The organism is Pseudomonas sp. MAG733B, assembly GCF_036884845.1.
Taxonomy (GTDB): domain Bacteria; phylum Pseudomonadota; class Gammaproteobacteria; order Pseudomonadales; family Pseudomonadaceae; genus Aquipseudomonas.
Genome location: NZ_CP145732.1, coordinates 618,480 through 632,594, shown reverse-complemented (window position 1 = coordinate 632,594; position 14,115 = coordinate 618,480). Strand labels below are relative to the sequence as shown.

The window sequence follows — 14,115 nt, the reverse complement described above, 5'->3', positions numbered from 1 at the left end:
ATGACTGACCATCACACCTACAAGAAAGTCGAACTGGTTGGCTCGTCCACCAGCAGCATCGAAGACGCGATCAACAACGCACTGGCCGAGGCCAGTAAAAGTCTCAAGTACATGGAATGGTTTGAAGTCATCGAAACCCGTGGGCATATCAAGGATGGCAAGGCAGCGCACTTCCAGGTCACCCTCAAGGTAGGATTCCGGATTGCCAGCAGCTGACTTTGGTCTAGTCTTCTGAACTTGCGCGCTGGCCGAATGCCACAAGGAATGGCAAAGCGCTGAATGAGCGTGTCCGGCCAGTGCCTGGATGCCCCTTTTTGATCCGACCAGAGAATGCGACCGATGAAGAAGTTTATTTTGGCGGTAGGTTTGTTGAGCCTGGCGGGTACTGCCTTCGCTGACGGCAAATCCTGCGAAGAGCTGAAAGCCGAGATCGCCGCAAAGCTTGATGCCAAGGGCGTTTCCAATTATTCGCTGGAGATTGTCGATAAAGGCAGTGCGGCTGACGGAAAAGTCGTCGGCACCTGTGAAAAGGGTACGAAGGAAATTGTCTACAAACGCTAGGGTGAACCGCTGTGTATGAAAAAGCCGACGCATAATGTCGGCTTTTTTATGCGCTGAACGAAATGTCAGCCCTTCATGACTTGCGCCAACAGCTCGTAGGAATGCAGACGATCGGCATGTTCGTACAGGTCGCAGGTAAAAATCAGCTCGTCGGGCTGGGTCTGCTCGATCAGTACGTCCAGCTTCGCCCGGATCTTCTGCGGGCTGCCAATCATGGCCAGCCCCAGGAAATCCTGCACCGCGGCTTTCTCATGGGGCAGCCACAGGCCATCCATGGTTTGCACCGGCGGACGCTGCACCAGGCTCTGACCACGCATCAACGCGAGAATGCGCTGGAAAACCGAAGTCGCCAAATAGTCAGCCTGCTCATCGGTATCAGCAGCCACCAATGGCACGCCGAGCATCACGTAAGGCTTGTCCAGCACGGCTGAAGGCTTGAAGTGATTGCGATAGACGCGAATGGCTTCGTGCATGAAGCGCGGTGCGAAATGTGACGCGAAGGCGTAGGGCAAACCGCGTTCACCTGCCAGTTGTGCGCTGAACAGGCTGGAACCCAACAGCCAGATCGGCACATTGGTTCCGGTGCCGGGCATCGCGATAACGCGTTGGTCCGGAGTGCGTGGGCCGAGATAACGCACCAGTTCAGCAACATCTTCAGGGAAGTCGTCGGCGCTGCCGGAACGCTCGCGGCGCAGCGCACGGGCGGTCATCTGATCGGAACCAGGAGCACGACCGAGTCCCAGGTCAATGCGGCCCGGATACAGGCTTTCCAGGGTGCCGAACTGTTCGGCAATCACCAGCGGCGCGTGGTTAGGCAACATTACGCCGCCGGAACCGACGCGAATGGTCGACGTGCCCCCCGCGAGATAACCCAGCAGCACCGAGGTCGCGGAACTGGCGATGCCGTCCATGTTGTGGTGTTCGGCGACCCAGAAGCGGTGGTAGCCGAATTTCTCGACGTGCTGCGCCAGGTCCAGCGAGTTGCGCAGCGACTGGGCCGCGCTGCCGTTTTCCCGCACGGGGACCAGATCGAGAGTCGAGAACTTGATATCGGACAGTCGTTTCATGAACCTGCTTCTCCAATTGAGGGCGCAGGTTTTTTCTTGCGAACGAAAACCTGCCGATTCTATAAGCGTGTTTCATGCAATGTGGGCATATACCCGAGTTTCAATAGCACGGGAAAAATTCCTACCAAAAAAGCGGACCGATCGGATGAAGTGAACTTTGCGTCACCGTCTATCCTCAGAACCCTAGCGACCAAAACCACGAAGGCGCGACGCTTCGCGCCGGATCTTGAGGAGACAAGGCATGGCTATCATCAAGAAAGCATCGGCCCACTGGGAAGGTGATCTGAAAACCGGCATCGGCTCGATTTCCACGGAAACCGGCGTACTCAGGGAAGCGCCTTATGGCTTCAAGGCGCGCTTCGAAGGCGGCAAGGGCACCAACCCGGAAGAGCTGATCGGCGCCGCGCATGCGGGTTGTTTCTCCATGGCCTTCTCCATGATTCTCGGTGACGCAGGACTCAAGGCTGAAAGCATCGATACCAATGCCGAAGTCACTCTGGACCAGGTAGACGGCGGTTTTGCGATCACGGCGGTGAAACTGATCCTCAAGGCGAAAATTCCCGGCGCCAGCCAGGCGCAATTCGAGGAACTGAGCAACAAGGCCAAGGAAGGTTGCCCGGTTTCCAAGGTGCTGAATGCCAAGATCAGTCTTGACGCGACTTTGGTGAATTAAACCAGCTCAAAGATCGCAGCCTTCGGCAGCTCCTACTAAGGCAGAGTGAATCTGTAAGAGCGGCCGCAGGCTGCGATCTTTTTGCGTTGAAACAAAACAACGGTCGCAAAACTATGGTCGAATAAATGACAGCAGCAAAAACGCATGTCCATGCGCGCTGCCTCAAGGGAGCTTCAACCATGAAACGTTTTGCCTTGGCGGTTATCTGTTGCGCAATGGCCACTTCGACTTTGGCGGCACCGAAACCCTGTGAAGAACTCAAGGCCGAGATCGAAGCCAAGATCCAGGCCCGCGGGGTGACGTCCTACACCCTGGAGATCGTTCGCAACGACGAAGTACACGATCAGAACATGGTCGTAGGCTCGTGCGAGAACGGCACCAAGAAAATCATCTATCAGAAGAACGACCGCTGATCGGCCTCACGGCACACAGTTGATCTGACGCTCTTCTGCAACAATTTCATGTTTGGCGTTATACAGCCGTGCTTCGGGGGTGAACGCCATGGAGCGGGCTTGCAGCAGATATCGCTGACCGGCCTCGAAGTGATCGTACTTGATGATCATGTAGCACAACCGCTCTGTGGAGCCGCCGAACAAGTCCGAACCACCGCCCGGAACTTCAAAATCGAAGCGCACAGTCAGTTCGTGGCTACCGGGAGTCACCTGGAAAAAACGCCCCTCGCGTAAACGCTGATTGTCCAGTCGCTCGGCCATCAGCAATTTATCGTTGGGAAACGGCGTAGAGAAGTCGACCCACGCCATGTTCGGATTGGCCGCCGGCATCGGAGTCGAACAGCCGGCCATCGCACTCGCGGCCAGTAACAGCATCAACCTGCGCATGATGAATGTCCCAATGTCGGGATCTTCAGAATAGCGCCGATCAGGTGCGTTGGCAGCCTGCAGGTGTGCCTTGGCCAATTACTTTTCGCTGCTGATCGTAGAGCTTGGCCCACGGCCTAAAACCGATATTCCCCGCTTGCAATTGATAGCGCTCGCCCGCGTTGAAGTCGTTGAATTTCACATTCATCTGGCAATCACGCCAGAGTGGCTCGGCGTCGGGCCCGATGTTGGTGGGCTGGACCGGGAATTGATAACGGACCGTCAGCTCATGGCTGCCGGGCTGCACCTCAAAATAGCGTTTATCGGTGGCCGCTTTATTATCCACCTCCACCGCCAGCAGGGCCGTGTCTTCCTGATGCGACTCCAGATCGATCCATGCTTGCGTCGGATCATGGTGAGGCAATCCGAATCCAGCACAACCGGCCAGCGTCAGCAGGCCTCCCGTCAGCATCAATTTGCGCATAGCGGAGCTCCAGTCAAGCGGGATAGTCTTGCGAGCAGACTCTCCGGGAATTTTTTATTTTGATAAGGCTGCGTCCAAGCCCTGGGTTACTTGATCGCGTTTTGCGCGTTTTGTTTCCGGGTGTGTTGTTTTTGTTGCTCAACGGTTGTTCCAGCGTCAGCTACTACAGCCAATTGGCCAGCGGTCAGCTGCAACTGCTGCGGGCACGAGAGCCGGTTTCCAGTGTGATTGCCGACCCACAGCGCGATGAGAAACTGCGTGCGCACCTGGCCCAATCACAAAATGCCCGGACCTTCGCCAGCCGACAGCTGCACCTGCCGGACAATCAGAGCTATCGCCTGTATGCCGACATCGGCCGGCCCTATGTGGTCTGGAACGTGTTCGTCACGCCGGAATTTTCCCTGAAGCCACAGAACCATTGCTTCCCGATTGCCGGTTGCGTGGCCTATCGCGGGTACTACAACCAGAGTGCGGCTCGCGGTGAGGCAGCGCTGCAACGTCTACAGGGCATGGACGTGTCGATTGGCGGTGTCGAGGCGTATTCGACCCTGGGCTGGTTCAACGATCCGATCATGAACTCGATGATGGGTTGGGGCGATGAGCGCCTGGCCACGCTGATCTTTCACGAACTCGCGCACCAGCGCGTTTATGTGAAGGACGACACGGAGTTCAACGAGTCATTCGCCACCTTCGTCGAGCAGGAAGGCACCCGCCAATGGCGCGCTTACCGCAGCCTGCTGCCTGAAAGCGGGACACAGGCACAACAGCGAGATCAATTCATTCAGCTGGTGCTGGACACCCGCACCCGCCTTGAAAAACTGTACACCCTGCCGCTGCCGCCCGAGCAAATGCGTCGACGCAAAGCTGAAGCGTTCGAGCAATTGCGCAGCGAATACCGACAGATACGCGATAGCCAATGGGCTGGGGACAAACGTTACGACGCGTGGATCAATGCGCCGATGAACAATGCCCGGTTGCTGCCGTTTGGCTTGTATGACCAATGGGTGCCGGCGTTTGCGGCGTTGTTCAAACAAGCGGGCGGAGATTGGCTGAAATTTTATGCAGCAGTGGAGAGGCTTGGTGCGTTGCCGGTTGATCAGCGCAAAGCTGCGTTGAAGACTTTGGCAGGTTCTGACGTTTGATGTGACTGGGCTGACGTCATCGCGGGCAAGCCTTGCTCCTACAGGAGGTAAGGTCGAACCACAATGTTGTGAACGACATTAATCCGTAGGAGCAAGGCTTGCCCGCGATGGCGATTTAATTAATGCCGCAAAAACGCCTGATGCATCTCGTCCAGCGTTTCAAAATGGAAGGCCGGGGCTTCGGCACTCAGCTCTTCCCGACTGCCAAACCCATACCCCACCGCCGCCGCATCCAACCCATTGCTGCGCGCACCGATCAAGTCGTGCTTGCGGTCGCCGATCATCAGGGTATTGGCCGGGTCCAGGCCTTCTTCCGCAATCAGGTGCGCGATCAATTCGACCTTGTTGGTCCGGGTGCCGTCCAGTTCGCTGCCGTAGATCACTTTGAAGTGTTTGGCGAAGTCGAAATGCCGGGCGATTTCCCGGGCGAAAACCCATGGCTTGGAGGTGGCGATGTACAGCTGTCGCCCTTGTCCGCCAAGGGTTTCGAGCAGCGGCGTGACGCCATCGAACACGCGGTTTTCGTACAGGCCGGTGACCTTGAAACGCTCGCGATAGAAATTCACCGCTTCCCAGGCTTTCGGCTCATCGAAGTCATAAAACTGCATGAACGCCTGCAACAACGGCGGGCCGATGAAGTGTTCGAGTTTGGTCAGGTCGGGCTCATCGATGCCGAGCTTGCTCAAGGCAAACTGAATCGAACGGGTGATGCCTTCACGCGGGTCGGTGAGGGTGCCATCGAGGTCGAACAGAACGGTTTGGTAATGCATGAAAAATCCTGGGCAATAGCGAGACGTTTCAGACCTGATCGTAGCCTTCGGCCAGATGCAGATCCTTGAGCTTCACGTAGTTCGCCGCGCTGTAGGTGAAAAAGGCTTGTTCCTTGTCAGTCAGTGGCCGGATCTGTTTCACCGGGCTACCGACATACAGGAATCCGCTTTCCAGGCGCTTGCCCGGGGGCACCAGACTGCCGGCGCCAATGATCACATCGTCGGCGACCACTGCGCCGTCCATGACGATGCTGCCCATTCCGATCAAAACCCGACTGCCGACGGTGCAGCCATGCAGCATGACTTTGTGGGCTATGGTCACGTCATCGCCGATCAGCAACGGGAACCCGTCAGGATTGAACGGCCCGGCATGGGTAATGTGCAGCACGCAGCCGTCCTGCACGCTGGTGCGCGCACCGATACGGATGCGGTGCATGTCGCCGCGGATCACCGTCAATGGCCATACCGAGCTGTCTTCGCCGATCTCGACGTCGCCGATCACCACCGCCGAACGGTCGACAAAAGCGCCTTTGCCCAGCAGCGGCGTGTGGTTCTGATACTTGCGAAGGTTCACGATAGGGTTTCTCTCTGTTGCTGATAGCTGCGGTGAACGTCGATTGTAATTAAGATGGCTGCATGTTTCTTCCAGCCAAGGTGCCAACCGTGAGCGTGAACAACCCTCTTTTGCAGTCCTACGACCTGCCGCCGTTCTCCGCGATCCGTGCCGAGCATGTGCAACCGGCCATTGAACAGATCCTGACTGACAACCGCGCCGCCATTATCGAGATCCTCAAGACCCAGGGCAAACAACCGACCTGGGCCGGCCTGGTGCTGGCGATGGACGAACTCAACGATCGCCTGGGCGCCGCCTGGAGCCCGGTCAGCCATTTGAATGCCGTGTGCAACAGCGCCGAACTGCGCGAAGCCTACGAATCGTGCCTGCCGGCCTTGAGCGCCTACTCCACCGAAATGGGCCAGAACCGTGAACTGTTCCAGGCCTATGAAGCCCTGGCCAACAGCCCGGAAGCCGCCGGATTCGACGTGGCGCAGAAAACTATCCTGGAACACGCCCTGCGTGACTTCCGTCTGTCGGGTATCGACCTGCCGGAAGCCGAGCAAAAGCGTTACGCCGAAGTGCAGAGCAAACTGTCCGAGCTGGGCAGTCGTTTCTCCAACCAATTGCTCGACGCGACCCAGGCCTGGACCAAGCACATCACCGATGAAGCGGCTCTCGCCGGGCTGACCGATTCGGCCAAGGCGCAAATGGCCGCCGCTGCCCAGGCTAAAGAGCTGGATGGCTGGCTGATCACCCTGGAATTCCCGAGCTACTACGCGGTGATGACCTACGCCCACGACCGTGCCCTGCGCGAAGAAGTCTACGCCGCCTACTGCACCCGCGCGTCGGACCAAGGCCCGAATGCCGGGCAGAACGATAACGGCCCGGTCATGGAAGAAATCCTCGACCTGCGTCAGGAACTGGCAAAACTCTTGGGCTTCGGCAGTTTCTCCGAGTTGAGCCTGGCCACCAAAATGGCCGAATCCAGCGATCAGGTGCTGAGTTTCCTGCGCGACCTGGCCCAGCGCAGCAAACCGTTCGCCGCGCAGGATCTGCAACAGCTCAAGGCTTACGCCGCCGAACAAGGTTGCCCGGACCTGCAAAGCTGGGACAGCGGTTTCTACGGTGAAAAACTCCGCGAGCAGCGTTACAGCGTTGCCCAGGAAGCCCTGCGCGCCTATTTCCCGATCGATAAAGTGCTGGGCGGCCTGTTCGCCATCGTGCAACGTCTGTACGGCATCGAAATCGCCGAACAGAAAGGCTTCGACACCTGGCACCCCGATGTTCGCCTGTTCGAGATCAAGGAAAACGGCCAGCACGTCGGCCGCTTCTTCTTCGACCTCTACGCCCGCGCCAACAAGCGTGGCGGTGCCTGGATGGACGGCGCCCGCGACCGCCGCCGCACCGCTGGCGGTGTGCTGCAAAGTCCGGTGGCCAACCTGGTGTGCAACTTCACTCCGGCCGACAGCGGCAAACCTGCGCTGCTGACCCACGATGAAGTGACCACCCTGTTCCACGAGTTCGGTCACGGCCTGCATCACTTGCTGACCCGCGTCGAGCATGCCGGTGTCTCCGGTATCAACGGCGTGGCCTGGGATGCGGTCGAGTTGCCGAGCCAGTTCATGGAAAACTGGTGCTGGGAACCGGAAGGCCTGGCGCTGATTTCCGGTCACTATGAAAGCGGTGAGCCACTGCCGCAGGACCTGCTGCAGAAGATGCTCGCGGCGAAAAACTTCCAGTCCGGCCTGATGATGGTACGCCAGTTGGAGTTTTCGCTGTTCGACTTCGAACTGCACGCCACCCATGGCGACGGCCGCAGTGTGCTGCAAGTGCTCGAAGGCGTGCGCGACGAGGTGTCGGTCATGCGTCCGCCGGCCTATAACCGCTTCCCTAACAGCTTCGCCCACATCTTCGCTGGCGGTTATGCCGCGGGTTACTACAGCTACAAATGGGCTGAAGTGCTGTCCGCCGACGCGTTCTCGAAGTTTGAAGAAGAAGGCGTGCTCAACGCGGTCACCGGTCGTGCGTTCCGGGAAGCGATTCTCGCGCGCGGTGGTTCCCAGGAGCCGATGGTGCTGTTCGTCGACTTCCGTGGCCGTGAGCCATCGATTGACGCACTCTTGCGCCACAGCGGCCTGAGTGAGGACGCGGCAGCATGAGTGAGGGTCCTGTGATTACCAAACGACGCTTTATCGCCGGCGCGGTCTGCCCGGCTTGCAGTGAGCCGGACAAGTTGATGATGTGGAATGAAGACAGCGTGCCACATCGCGAGTGTGTGGCCTGCGGCTATTCCGATACGCTGAATGAACAAGGTCTGTCGGTGCCCAAGGAGTTGGGCACCCGGGTCAACACGTCCGCCCTGAAAGCACCGGACACCAAGGTTCAGGCTGTGCAGTTTTTCCCGAACCCGAAGCTGAAAAAGAAAACTGACGAACAGCATTGATCAGAAAAACGCCTTCCTCTGCGCAATGCAGGGGAAGGCGTTGCTACTGAAGATGAGCCGACTGGAACCAGTTTTTCATTGAACACGCTGCAAATGGACTTGTGCTGCAATCGCCGTTGGCCAACGCCTCGCGCAATTTGTCGACATCCGCCTGCATCATGTAACGAACCCCGTCCTTGAAGTGGGTGCTGTCATCAAAGCCACCCTGAGTCATTTCGCTCAGCGCGTCCTCCTTGCTCCAACCTTGCACCACCACCCTGTACATGGCCGCGATCAGGCCGGTGCGGTCAGAGCCGTGCTTGCAGTGCATCAGCACCGGGCCGTTGGCTTCGGCGGTTTGAATGGTGCGCAGGGCCTTGAGTATGTCTGCGTCATCTACATGGTTGGTGCGATAGGGCAGTTGTACTTGGGTGATATCAGGCGTACTCAGCCAGCGCGAATCCGATTCGGGCAGAAACGTGATGACTGTCCCCACCTTGAGTCGTTTCAGTAAAGGCACCGCTCCCTGGTCCGGCATGGCGCTCCGATAGAGCGTCGGGGACATTTGATAGAGGTTGTATTGCACCTCGACCGATTGAGCCCACTCTGCCGGGCGCGGCGAAGTGCCGTCGTCAGCCAGTGCAGGCGTAAAGTTGAACAGTGCGACCAGCGACAGGCACATCGCTGGGATAAAACGCGGTAGGGGCATGCTCGGGTGACCGTTCAGGAAGGGACGGGAAGTTACCAGCGAGCATCCCCCTTGAGCGGTCAAAGGGCTGTGAGTTGTCTGTCAAAGAATCGTGAAGCCTGGCCCGGTTCACAATTTCAGTTTGATGAAGGCTTGGAGCAACCCGTTCAGTGCGGTCCCATAGTCAAACAAATTTCCAGTTACAGGGTTGCGCCCCCTAACTTCAAATGGCGAGCCGGCATCCGCAGCTTTGGTCTCGTACACGCGCTGGCTATACAGTTGGTGATCATCCTCATCAATGTCGAACTCCTCGACAGCCACTCGAAGCTCCGGTGGTTCAGCGGGAAGACGATAGAGGTACACTATTCCGTCTGAAGCAATTACTAGTTGGTCATAAAAGGCGAGCGCAAGTTGTGTGAGGGCGGCAACGTCCTTTTCGTCGATGCTATTGTCTGGAGTGACATTAATATCTGACCATGGGTCAAAATCGAGCCTGGAAGTCCCGCCATTATCTTCTATATGAAGTGTCACGGAGGGGGCAATCGCAAGAACATCGGTGAATTGATCCATTGTCTTGTCCGGGTACTCACCTGCCCTTATGAGTTTGACAACTACCTGCACATCTTCGAATGTCTCTATTTGTCGTAGATAAACACCAGTTTTTATGGGAGTGGACATTTTTATCCTCGTGGCTGAGTTGAATGCATGGGGAGTTCACATGCATTCAGCAATGGCGCTTTCCAGTGATCAGAAAGGCAGGGATCAGGGATTGACGATACTGGCGTAGGCCTTGGCCAGCGCCTGTAACTTGGATTTGTCATCGGCACCGATGATGCCGTCACCGTCTACATCCTTGCCAACGGTGCGAATAGTGAAAGAGTTACCAAGGTCTGTGGAGGTAGCTGTAAAAAAAACCGAATCAACCAGAGACTCGACTACTTTTTCATTCTCCGTATCCCAACTTTCTACTTTCTGGGCAAGTTGCAGCGAAACGACAGTATCAGGCTCCGACGCACTCGGCAGCATGAGTTGAAGAAAGATACCGCGCTGATTAAAGAACGACATAAATAAATCCTTTTATTTTTTAATGTAGTGGGTGTTACCTGGAGGCTCGAATATACGAGTTAACTTTAAATTCGACTATGCACTATTTGTTTCGTCAATTTACTAGTTAACATGGAAGTTTGGCGTGGAGGGTCCGCCAGCCAATCAAAGGCTGAACGGTACTGGTCGACACGCGGAGCCTCGGTTACTGTATGGATATACAGATTAAGGACTCCGTCGATGGCCACTCCTCTGCCTCCCCGCGGTCGCGGCACTGCCTCCAATCCGCACAACCGCTTTGCTCCGAGTCGCTCGGTGGCCGAGGACGACGGCTGGTATCAGGAAGCGCCGGTGACTCAAGGCACTGAAGTGCGCATCGAGACGGCAAAAACCATCATCACCAAAAACAACTCACCGGACCTGCCCTTCGATCGTTCGATCAATCCCTATCGCGGTTGCGAGCACGGTTGCATTTATTGCTATGCACGGCCCAGCCACGCTTACTGGGACATGTCGCCGGGGCTGGATTTCGAGACCAAGCTGATCGCCAAAACCAACGCTGTGGATGTGCTGGAGCAGCAGCTGTCCAAACGCGGCTATCAATGTGCGCCGATCAACCTCGGCTCCAATACCGACCCGTATCAGCCGATCGAGCGTGAATACAAGATCACCCGGCAAACCCTCGAAGTGCTGTTGCGCTACAGACATCCGGTGACCATCGTCACGAAAGGGTCGCTGATCCTTCGTGATCTCGACCTATTGGCGGAGCTCGCCGAACAAAGGCTGGTGGCGGTGATGATCAGCCTGACCACCCTGGACGACGAGCTGAAACGCATCCTCGAACCTCGTGCCGCCGCGCCCAAGGCCCGATTGCGGGCCATCAGGGTCATGCGCGAGGCGGGCATTCCGGTCGGTGTGCTGTGTTCACCGATGATTCCAATGATCAACGACAGCGAACTCGAAAGCCTGCTGACCGAAGCCCAGGCGGCCGGGGCGCAAAGCGCTGCCTACATGATGTTGCGCCTGCCACTGGAAGTGGCACCGCTGTTCGAAGAATGGCTGGCCGCCCACTATCCGCAACGGGCTGCGCATGTCCTGAGCCTGATTCGCCAGAGCCGTGGCGGCGAACTCTACGACAGTCGCTTTGGCGCACGGATGCGCGGCGAAGGACCGTTTGCCGACCTGCTGGCGCAGCGCTTTGCCAAGACCATCAAGCGGCTGGGGCTCAATCGCCGGGAAGGCTTCAACCTGGACTGCGACGCCTTTTGTCCGCCGGGTCGCCAAATGTCGTTGATTTGAGGACAATTGGCCTATGGTTGAGTACTGGAGAACGCGCTCAAGGATTAGGCCGGTCACGTTTTTTGTGACCTGGAACACACGTCCTAGAGCGTTTTATTCAGTTTGAGTTAAGATTCGGCCGCTACCTTGTTCATCGAGTGACTGACGGGTCGAGCTTTCCGGCCTGGATGTTTTTTAACCAGCCACTGGCTTCACACCGGACATATGGGATAACACCCTGAGCCCGCCAAAGAGGATGAATCATGAGTGACAAGGATAAACAGCCGTTGGCTGCGTCGGCTTCTGCCCAACCCGAGGCGGAAACCGCCGATGCAGCGTTGAAGCATATCGTTGACGGCTTCTTGCATTTTCATCATGAGATCTTTCCGCAGCAGGAAGAACTCTTCAAAAAACTCGCCACGGCGCAACAGCCAAGGGCGATGTTCATTACCTGCGCCGATTCGCGCATCGTGCCTGAACTGATCACCCACAGCTCGCCTGGCGACCTGTTCGTGACCCGCAATGTCGGCAACGTCGTACCGCCTTACGGGCAGATGAATGGTGGCGTTTCCACCGCCATCGAGTATGCGGTGCTAGCGCTGGGTGTGCAGCACATCATCATCTGCGGTCATTCCGATTGCGGCGCGATGCGGGCGGTGCTCAACCCCGACAGCCTGGAAAAAATGCCCACGGTCAAAGCCTGGTTACGGCATGCGGAAGTCGCCAAAACCATGGTGCACGACAACTGCAATTGCGCCGATGAAAACGAGACCATGCATATCCTCACTGAGGAGAATGTCATCGCTCAATTGCAGCACTTGCGCACCCATCCCTCGGTAGCCTCGCGCATGGCGAACGGTCATCTGTTCATCCATGGCTGGGTCTACGACATCGAGACCAGCGAAATCAAAGCCTACGACGCCGATCAGGGATGTTTCCTGCCACTCAATGGCAGCCTGCCCATTCCGGTGGCGACGCCCAAAGCGCGCTTCTAAAACCTCCTAAACATTTGTGTGGATAAGCCGTGGCTGCCGAACAGGCAGTCCGGCTTTGCCATGCCTGAAGAAAACTTCGGGAGAATCATCATGCGTGCTGCGCAACTCAAAGCTGTTCTGCCACGGGAGCTGTTGGCTTCGGTGGTGGTGTTTCTGGTCGCCCTGCCCTTGTGCATGGGCATTGCCATCGCCTCAGGACTACCGCCAGCCAAAGGCCTGATCACCGGGATCGTCGGGGGTTTGGTCGTGGGCTGGTTGGCGGGTTCTCCGCTGCAAGTCAGCGGGCCCGCGGCGGGTTTGGCGGTTCTGGTGTTCGAACTGGTGCGCCAGCACGGCGTGGCCATGCTCGGGCCGATCCTGTTGCTGGCGGGTTTTCTGCAACTGGTGGCCGGGCGCTTGAAGCTCGGTTGCTGGTTTCGGGTCACGGCGCCAGCGGTGGTGTACGGCATGCTCGCCGGAATTGGCGTGCTGATCGTACTTTCGCAGGTGCATGTGATGCTCGACGCAGCGCCGAAACCGTCCGGCCTGGATAACCTCACGGCGTTTCCCGGTGCGGTGGCCCAGGCATTGCCATCGTTCGGTTGGCAGGCCGGTTTGCTCGGTCTATCGACCATTGCCGTGATGTGGCTGTGGGAAAAATTCCGCCCGCATTCATTGCGCTTCGTCCCCGGAGCGTTGCTTGGGGTGGGTCTGGCGACAATCGCCAGTCTGGTGCTGGCATTGCCGGTCAAACGTGTTGAGGTCCCGGCGAACCTGGCGGAGGCGATTGACTGGCTGCGCCCGGCGGACCTGCTCAACCTCGCCGACCCGAGCCTGCTGATCGCTGCATTCGCGGTGGCGTTCATCGCCAGCGCCGAAACCTTGCTGTCCGCCGCGGCCGTGGACCGCATGCACAGCGGCCAACGTTCTGACTTTGATCGCGAACTGTCAGCCCAAGGCGTGGGCAACATGCTCTGCGGCTTGCTCGGCGCGTTGCCGATGACCGGGGTGATCGTGCGCAGTTCGGCCAACGTCCAGGCCGGTGCCACCACCCGCTACTCGACGATTTTCCATGGCCTCTGGCTGCTGGCGTTCGTGTTGTTGCTGTCGAGTGTGCTGCAAAGCATTCCGGTGGCGAGCCTGGCCGGTGTACTGGTTTATACGGGTTTCAAACTGGTCGACCTCAAGGCCTTCCGCGGTCTGGGTCGCTATGGCCGGATGCCGATGTTCACCTACGCCGCGACGGCCTTGGCGATCATCTTCACTGACTTGTTGACCGGCGTACTGATCGGTTTCGGCCTGACCCTGGTGAAACTGGCGCTGAAGGCTTCACGGTTGAAAATCAGCCTGATCGATCTACCCCAGGACGGCGAGATGGAGTTGCGTCTGGTGGGTGCGGCGACGTTTCTCAAAGTGCCGGCGTTGACCAAAGTACTGGGCAGCATTGCACCGGGCACGACGGTGCATGTGCCGCTCAATAACCTGAGCTACATCGATCATTCGTGTCTGGAATTGCTGGAGGAATGGGGTCGGGCGAATGCGGCCAAAGGCTCGAAGCTGTTGATCGAGTCGCGGGGGTTGAAGCGCAGGTTGGAGGGGCGAGTGCGGACTAATATCGGTATAGGCGCGGCAGGCTAA

General features: G+C 57.7%; 18 protein-coding genes. 10 read left to right on the top strand and 8 right to left on the bottom strand.

What is annotated here, in order from left to right; all coding sequences use genetic code 11:
* Entirely contained in the window at positions 1-216 is a 216-nt protein-coding gene (locus V6Z53_RS02915) for a dodecin (protein ID WP_338584064.1), read from the top strand.
* A 123-nt stretch (positions 217-339) separates the two neighbouring features.
* Positions 340-561 carry a DUF1161 domain-containing protein gene (locus tag V6Z53_RS02910; RefSeq protein ID WP_338584063.1) on the top strand — a complete coding sequence of 74 codons (222 nt, stop codon included), beginning with the start codon at positions 340-342 and terminating at the stop codon, positions 559-561.
* A gap of 65 nt (positions 562-626) precedes the next feature.
* Here the strand turns inward: V6Z53_RS02910 and V6Z53_RS02905 are convergent, their stop codons facing one another.
* On the bottom strand, positions 627-1,628 hold the full coding sequence (locus tag V6Z53_RS02905; protein ID WP_338584062.1) for an LLM class flavin-dependent oxidoreductase: 1,002 nt from the start codon (positions 1,626-1,628) through the stop codon (positions 627-629).
* Between the two features lie 241 nt (positions 1,629-1,869).
* On the opposite strand from V6Z53_RS02905, the gene V6Z53_RS02900 reads away from it, so the two are divergent.
* Together V6Z53_RS02900 and V6Z53_RS02895 are read left to right on the top strand one after the other, a co-directional pair.
* Positions 1,870-2,301, top strand: a complete 432-nt coding sequence (locus tag V6Z53_RS02900; RefSeq protein ID WP_338584060.1) for an OsmC family protein — start codon at positions 1,870-1,872, stop codon at positions 2,299-2,301.
* Positions 2,302-2,480: 179 nt separating this feature from the next.
* Complete coding sequence (locus tag V6Z53_RS02895; RefSeq protein ID WP_338584059.1) at positions 2,481-2,714, top strand: DUF1161 domain-containing protein; 234 nt, start codon at positions 2,481-2,483, stop codon at positions 2,712-2,714.
* 6 nt (positions 2,715-2,720) lie between these two features.
* Here the strand turns inward: V6Z53_RS02895 and V6Z53_RS02890 are convergent, their stop codons facing one another.
* The gene (locus V6Z53_RS02890; RefSeq protein ID WP_338584058.1) at positions 2,721-3,140 is read right to left on the bottom strand and encodes a hypothetical protein; all 420 of its coding nucleotides are present in this window, start codon (positions 3,138-3,140) and stop codon (positions 2,721-2,723) included.
* 40 nt (positions 3,141-3,180) lie between these two features.
* Positions 3,181-3,603 (bottom strand): hypothetical protein, encoded by a 423-nt coding sequence (locus tag V6Z53_RS02885; protein WP_338584057.1) that lies wholly within the window; start codon positions 3,601-3,603, stop codon positions 3,181-3,183.
* Between the two features lie 59 nt (positions 3,604-3,662).
* On the opposite strand from V6Z53_RS02885, the gene V6Z53_RS02880 reads away from it, so the two are divergent.
* Positions 3,663-4,745 carry an aminopeptidase gene (locus tag V6Z53_RS02880; RefSeq protein WP_338584056.1) on the top strand — a complete coding sequence of 361 codons (1,083 nt, stop codon included), beginning with the start codon at positions 3,663-3,665 and terminating at the stop codon, positions 4,743-4,745.
* A gap of 119 nt (positions 4,746-4,864) precedes the next feature.
* Here the strand turns inward: V6Z53_RS02880 and V6Z53_RS02875 are convergent, their stop codons facing one another.
* Both V6Z53_RS02875 and V6Z53_RS02870 read right to left on the bottom strand, forming a co-directional pair.
* A complete protein-coding gene (locus tag V6Z53_RS02875; protein ID WP_338584055.1) occupies positions 4,865-5,515 on the bottom strand; it encodes an HAD family hydrolase in 651 nt (216 codons plus the stop codon).
* A 28-nt stretch (positions 5,516-5,543) separates the two neighbouring features.
* Entirely contained in the window at positions 5,544-6,089 is a 546-nt protein-coding gene (locus V6Z53_RS02870; RefSeq protein ID WP_338584054.1) for a gamma carbonic anhydrase family protein, read from the bottom strand.
* Positions 6,090-6,178: 89 nt separating this feature from the next.
* Here V6Z53_RS02870 and prlC point away from each other — a divergent pair, with 89 nt between their 5' ends.
* Positions 6,179-8,230 carry an oligopeptidase A gene (gene prlC, locus V6Z53_RS02865; protein ID WP_338584053.1) on the top strand — a complete coding sequence of 684 codons (2,052 nt, stop codon included), beginning with the start codon at positions 6,179-6,181 and terminating at the stop codon, positions 8,228-8,230.
* Complete coding sequence (locus tag V6Z53_RS02860; protein ID WP_338584052.1) at positions 8,227-8,514, top strand: YheV family putative zinc ribbon protein; 288 nt, start codon at positions 8,227-8,229, stop codon at positions 8,512-8,514. The genes prlC and V6Z53_RS02860 overlap by 4 nt, the downstream gene beginning before the upstream one ends.
* A 43-nt stretch (positions 8,515-8,557) precedes the next feature.
* Here V6Z53_RS02860 and V6Z53_RS02855 read toward each other — a convergent pair whose 3' ends face one another.
* From V6Z53_RS02855 to V6Z53_RS02845, 3 genes are all read right to left on the bottom strand, one after another.
* Positions 8,558-9,202 carry a tyrosine-protein phosphatase gene (locus V6Z53_RS02855; RefSeq protein WP_338584051.1) on the bottom strand — a complete coding sequence of 215 codons (645 nt, stop codon included), beginning with the start codon at positions 9,200-9,202 and terminating at the stop codon, positions 8,558-8,560.
* 108 nt (positions 9,203-9,310) lie between these two features.
* Positions 9,311-9,859: a hypothetical protein gene (locus V6Z53_RS02850; RefSeq protein ID WP_338584050.1), complete on the bottom strand. Its 549-nt coding sequence runs from the start codon at positions 9,857-9,859 to the stop codon at positions 9,311-9,313.
* A gap of 84 nt (positions 9,860-9,943) precedes the next feature.
* Entirely contained in the window at positions 9,944-10,246 is a 303-nt protein-coding gene (locus tag V6Z53_RS02845; protein WP_338584049.1) for a hypothetical protein, read from the bottom strand.
* Positions 10,247-10,465: 219 nt separating this feature from the next.
* Here V6Z53_RS02845 and V6Z53_RS02840 point away from each other — a divergent pair, with 219 nt between their 5' ends.
* The 3 genes from V6Z53_RS02840 (at position 10,466) to V6Z53_RS02830 (ending at position 14,115) form a co-directional block, all read left to right on the top strand.
* On the top strand, positions 10,466-11,524 hold the full coding sequence (locus V6Z53_RS02840) for a PA0069 family radical SAM protein (protein ID WP_338584048.1): 1,059 nt from the start codon (positions 10,466-10,468) through the stop codon (positions 11,522-11,524).
* A 242-nt stretch (positions 11,525-11,766) separates the two neighbouring features.
* The gene (locus tag V6Z53_RS02835) at positions 11,767-12,498 is read left to right on the top strand and encodes a carbonic anhydrase (protein WP_338584047.1); all 732 of its coding nucleotides are present in this window, start codon (positions 11,767-11,769) and stop codon (positions 12,496-12,498) included.
* A gap of 90 nt (positions 12,499-12,588) precedes the next feature.
* Complete coding sequence (locus tag V6Z53_RS02830) at positions 12,589-14,115, top strand: SulP family inorganic anion transporter (RefSeq protein ID WP_338584046.1); 1,527 nt, start codon at positions 12,589-12,591, stop codon at positions 14,113-14,115.

What these genes read in the sequence shown, in the direction of transcription:
- V6Z53_RS02915 (WP_338584064.1), top strand. Translation starts at nt 1, where the DNA reads ATGACTGACCATCACACCTACAAGAAAGTCGAACTGGTTGGCTCGTCC.
- V6Z53_RS02910 (WP_338584063.1), top strand. Translation starts at nt 340, where the DNA reads ATGAAGAAGTTTATTTTGGCGGTAGGTTTGTTGAGCCTGGCGGGTACT.
- V6Z53_RS02905 (WP_338584062.1), bottom strand. Translation starts at nt 1,628, where the DNA reads ATGAAACGACTGTCCGATATCAAGTTCTCGACTCTCGATCTGGTCCCC.
- V6Z53_RS02900 (WP_338584060.1), top strand. Translation starts at nt 1,870, where the DNA reads ATGGCTATCATCAAGAAAGCATCGGCCCACTGGGAAGGTGATCTGAAA.
- V6Z53_RS02895 (WP_338584059.1), top strand. Translation starts at nt 2,481, where the DNA reads ATGAAACGTTTTGCCTTGGCGGTTATCTGTTGCGCAATGGCCACTTCG.
- V6Z53_RS02890 (WP_338584058.1), bottom strand. Translation starts at nt 3,140, where the DNA reads ATGCGCAGGTTGATGCTGTTACTGGCCGCGAGTGCGATGGCCGGCTGT.
- V6Z53_RS02885 (WP_338584057.1), bottom strand. Translation starts at nt 3,603, where the DNA reads ATGCGCAAATTGATGCTGACGGGAGGCCTGCTGACGCTGGCCGGTTGT.
- V6Z53_RS02875 (WP_338584055.1), bottom strand. Translation starts at nt 5,515, where the DNA reads ATGCATTACCAAACCGTTCTGTTCGACCTCGATGGCACCCTCACCGAC.
- V6Z53_RS02860 (WP_338584052.1), top strand. Translation starts at nt 8,227, where the DNA reads ATGAGTGAGGGTCCTGTGATTACCAAACGACGCTTTATCGCCGGCGCG.
- V6Z53_RS02855 (WP_338584051.1), bottom strand. Translation starts at nt 9,202, where the DNA reads ATGCCCCTACCGCGTTTTATCCCAGCGATGTGCCTGTCGCTGGTCGCA.
- V6Z53_RS02850 (WP_338584050.1), bottom strand. Translation starts at nt 9,859, where the DNA reads ATGTCCACTCCCATAAAAACTGGTGTTTATCTACGACAAATAGAGACA.
- V6Z53_RS02845 (WP_338584049.1), bottom strand. Translation starts at nt 10,246, where the DNA reads ATGTCGTTCTTTAATCAGCGCGGTATCTTTCTTCAACTCATGCTGCCG.
- V6Z53_RS02840 (WP_338584048.1), top strand. Translation starts at nt 10,466, where the DNA reads ATGGCCACTCCTCTGCCTCCCCGCGGTCGCGGCACTGCCTCCAATCCG.
- V6Z53_RS02835 (WP_338584047.1), top strand. Translation starts at nt 11,767, where the DNA reads ATGAGTGACAAGGATAAACAGCCGTTGGCTGCGTCGGCTTCTGCCCAA.
- V6Z53_RS02830 (WP_338584046.1), top strand. Translation starts at nt 12,589, where the DNA reads ATGCGTGCTGCGCAACTCAAAGCTGTTCTGCCACGGGAGCTGTTGGCT.